Below are 4,219 nucleotides of genomic sequence, written 5' to 3' on the forward strand. Positions count from 1 at the left end.
TTTATGTAGATAATTTTTATTCACATTATATATATTTAATATTAAAACTTTTAAAAAAATAAGTTTTTAAAAAAAAAGATTTAATTTAGTATTATAATTAATAAAATACATGAAAAAAAAAATAATTTTAATAGATGGAACATTTTATTTGTACCGTGCATATTATGCTTTACCTCATTTAGTTAATAGTAAAGGACATCCTACTGGAGCAATGTATGGTTTTATTAATATGTTTAATAAAATTATAAAAATGAACATTAATAGTCATATTTTAATTATATTTGATACTAAAGGAAAATCTTTTAGAAAAAATATTTTTAATAAATATAAATTAACTAGAGTTAATATGCCTAATAATTTAATTATACAAGTCAAACCTTTGTATAAAATTATACAAGCTATGGGATATAAAATTATATCTATAAAAAATATAGAAGCTGATGATATAATAGGTACTTTATCAAAGTATGCAGAAAAGAAAAATTATTTAATTTTTATTTTTAGTATAGATAAAGATATAGCTCAGTTAGTTACAAAAAATATTAAAATAATAAATCCGATTAATTATTCTATTTTTGGACCAAAAGAAATATATAATAAATACGGGGTATATCCAAAATTTATTAGTGATTTATTGGCATTAAGTGGTGATTCTATAGATAATATTCCTGGAATTCCAGGAATAGGAAATAAAATAAGTCAAAAATTAATTAACAAATTAGGAAATTTAACAAATATATATCAAAATATAAATAGCATAAATAATATTAGTTTTAGAGGTGGAATAAATATAAAAAAAAAATTAATAAAATATAAAAAATTAGTATTTTTATATCATAAATTAACGAAAATTAAAACTAATATTATTTTCAATCAAAAATATTTAGAGTTTAAAATTAAACCAAAAATAAATTATTTAAAACATTTATTTAAATTATATGAATTTAATAAATTTATTAAAAATAATTATTTTAATTAAAAGTATTAAATTTTTTTACAAAAATTAAAAAAAATTAATGTTTATTTTCATGTTTTAAAAAAATGATATTAATAATTATTATTCTATAATGATAAATATTATCTTTATATTAATAATAATATAATTAAAATTATTTAAATTAAATATGATATCTATTAATAGATAATAAATATTATTTTTATAAATTAAAAAAATTTTAATTAATTTTAAATAATATTATTCTATCAGGATTTTATGAAAAAAATACGTAACATAGCTATTGTTGCACATATAGATCATGGAAAAACAACATTAATAGATAGATTATTACAAGAATCTGATAATTTTAAAAATATTAAAAATTCATTACAAAATAAAAATAATATTAACAGATTAATGGATTCTAATGAATTAGAAAAAGAAAAAGGTATAACTATTTTTTCAAAAAATACATCTATTTTTTGGAAAAATTATAAAATTAACATTATTGATACTCCTGGACATGCAGATTTTAGTGCAGAAGTAGAACGTATTTTATCAATGGTAGATTCTGTATTATTATTAGTAGATGCTACTGAAGGACCTATGCCACAAACAAGATTTGTTGCGTCAAAAGCTTTTTTATATAAATTTAAACCTATTGTAATAATAAATAAAGTAGATAGAAAATTTACTAGAATAAATTGGGTTATTAACCAATTATTTGATTTATTTATAGATTTAAATGCTTCTGATGATCAACTTAATTTTCCTATAATATATACATCTGCCCTTAAAGGAATGTCAGGAAAAAATATAAAAAAAATGTATAATAACATGAATATTATATATAAAACTATTATTGATTATGTTCCCCCTCCTAAATGTAATATTAATAAACCATTTCAAATGCAAATATCTCAAATAGAATTTAATAATTATATTGGTAATATTTGTTTTGGTTTAATAAAAAAAGGTAAAATTGTAATAAATCAAAATTTAATTTTTATAGATAAAAATAATAGAATTAAAAAAATCAAAGTATTATATATAATATTTAATATAGGATTAAAACATGTTTATGTAGATAATGCTCAAGCTGGTGATATTGTAGGTATTGCAGGAACAGGATTTAAAAATATTAATATTTTTGATACAATTTGTGATATAAACAATTATAAAGCTCTTCCAAAATTAAAAATAGAAAGACCGAAAGTAAGTATGTTATTTCAAGTTAATGATTCTCCTTTTTCAGGAATGGAAGGAAAATATTTAACATCTAGTAAAATATTTCATAAAATCAATAAATTTTGTTTGCATGATATAGCTTTGCATATAGAAAAAACTGAAAATAATAACATTTTTATAGTTTCTGGAAGAGGAGAATTACATCTTTCTATGATTATAGAAAATATGAGAAAAGAAGGATTTGAGTTATTAATATCGAAACCACAAATAATATCTAAAATTATTAATGGTAAAAAAAAAGAACCATTTGAAATATTAATTTTAGATTTTATGCAAAATAAAAAAGGTAATATAATTCAATTATTAAATAAAAAAAAAGCTATAATAAATAATATCATTTTAAATAATTTTAATAATAGGATTAAGATTGAAGCAATTATTTCTAGTAAAGGTTTAATTAGTTTTCGTAATGAATTTATAAACATAACATCAGGAAATGGAATAATAAATTCTTTTTTTAGTCATTATGATATAAATAAATATGATATAACATATAAAAGAAATAATGGTGTTTTAATCTCAAATAAAGAAGGTCGTGCTGTTGCATTTTCCTTATATAATTTACAATCAAGAGGTAAATTGTTAATTAATCCTGGAGATAAAATTTATAAAGGGCAAATAATAGGAATACATAATAAAACGAATAATCTTTTTGTAAATTGCCTAATTAACAAAAAACTTACTAATATGAGAGCATCAGGTAATGATAATCCTATAAATTTAATTCCTATAAAAAAAATATCTTTAGAAGAAGCAATAGCTTTTATTCAGAATGATGAATTAATAGAAATTACACCTAAATCAATAAGAATCAGAAAGAAAAATCTAACTAAATTTAATATTTAAAATATTAATAATAATATAATAGTAAAGTTCTACTGGAGCTGGGGGGATTTGAACCCCCGTCCAAAATTATTACACTTTTAGCACTACATGTTTAGTTTTATTTTAAATTTTAACAATATAAAATGATAAAACAAAATTTTATATTATCTAGTCTTAGTTTTTTAATTACTTTAATATATAATTTTAGACAAATTACATACGATCTCTTTATATATGACTGTTTACTCTTATTAAAGAGAAAAATAATAAGCAAACAGAGCTTATACAGTTTTTTATGCTGCTAAAGCATAACTCTGATTTTTTGCAATTATCTTAAACGGTTTTTTTACAAGGCCTACCGTACCTTGACATGCTCTTTAAGTTTTATAATTTTGTCAAATCCTAATCAGCCCCCATTTTAATAATATTTAAATATTTTTTTTTAATAAACGTGTTTTTTTAACATTCCATATTTTTTTTTTTAAAATATTTCTTTTATCATGTTTTTTTTTTCCTTTTACAACTGCAAGATTTATTTTACACCATGATTTTTTCCAAAATAATCCAAGTACTACAATTGTAAAACCTTTTTTGTTTATATAATTTTGTAAAAACTCTATTTCTTTTTTTTTTAATAATAATTGTTTAACTCTTTTAGAGTCAAATTGAATATGATTACATACTGTTTTTAATGGACTAATATCTAAATTATATACATAAATTTTTTTATCTAAAACAGTTACATAACTATTTATAATAGTTACTTTATTTAATCTTAAAGATTTTACTTCCCAACCTTTTAAAATAAGTCCAGCATTAATTTTTTCTTTAATAAAGAAATTATAATATACTTTTTTATTAAAAACAAAAAATTTTTCTTTCATTATAAAAAAATTTATTATATAAACATTAAAGTGATTATAACTAATATTTTTATAAAAAACAACAATTAAATAATAATTAATTTAATAAAAATTAAATATCTTGTAAAAATTTTATTTTATATAAAAATAAAATTTATTATTCTATAATAAATAATTTTTAACAGTTAAAACTTTATAAGGATAAAATATGAAAAATTATATAGAAAAAAAAAATAATGATCTTATAAAAAATACAAAATCAGATGAAAATAATGATCTTATAAAAAATACAAAATCAGATGAAAATAATGATCTTATAAAAAATACAAAATCAGATGAAAATAAT

3 protein-coding genes and 1 other RNA gene are annotated in these 4,219 nt (G+C 18.2%); 2 read left to right on the forward strand and 2 right to left on the reverse strand.

Features of this window, described 5'->3' with window-relative positions; translation table 11 throughout:
- Window positions 1-109: 109 nt before the first annotated feature.
- Both GJT96_RS01995 and GJT96_RS02000 read left to right on the forward strand, forming a co-directional pair.
- Complete coding sequence (locus tag GJT96_RS01995; protein WP_169780532.1) at window positions 110-979, forward strand: 5'-3' exonuclease; 870 nt, start codon at window positions 110-112, stop codon at window positions 977-979.
- A 234-nt stretch (window positions 980-1,213) separates the two neighbouring features.
- The gene (locus tag GJT96_RS02000; RefSeq protein WP_169780533.1) at window positions 1,214-3,031 is read left to right on the forward strand and encodes a GTP-binding protein; all 1,818 of its coding nucleotides are present in this window, start codon (window positions 1,214-1,216) and stop codon (window positions 3,029-3,031) included.
- A gap of 30 nt (window positions 3,032-3,061) precedes the next feature.
- On the opposite strand, the gene ssrA is transcribed toward GJT96_RS02000, so the two are convergent.
- Both ssrA and smpB read right to left on the reverse strand, forming a co-directional pair.
- Window positions 3,062-3,424: a transfer-messenger RNA gene (gene ssrA, locus GJT96_RS02005) on the reverse strand.
- Between the two features lie 14 nt (window positions 3,425-3,438).
- Complete coding sequence (gene smpB / locus GJT96_RS02010) at window positions 3,439-3,894, reverse strand: SsrA-binding protein SmpB (protein WP_169780534.1); 456 nt, start codon at window positions 3,892-3,894, stop codon at window positions 3,439-3,441.
- Window positions 3,895-4,219 lie beyond the last annotated feature (325 nt).

The sequence above is a fragment of the Enterobacteriaceae endosymbiont of Donacia piscatrix genome (assembly GCF_012569525.1).
Lineage (GTDB): Bacteria > Pseudomonadota > Gammaproteobacteria > Enterobacterales > Enterobacteriaceae.

What these genes read in the sequence shown, in the direction of transcription:
- GJT96_RS01995 (WP_169780532.1), top strand. Translation starts at nt 110, where the DNA reads ATGAAAAAAAAAATAATTTTAATAGATGGAACATTTTATTTGTACCGT.
- GJT96_RS02000 (WP_169780533.1), top strand. Translation starts at nt 1,214, where the DNA reads ATGAAAAAAATACGTAACATAGCTATTGTTGCACATATAGATCATGGA.
- smpB (WP_169780534.1), bottom strand. Translation starts at nt 3,894, where the DNA reads ATGAAAGAAAAATTTTTTGTTTTTAATAAAAAAGTATATTATAATTTC.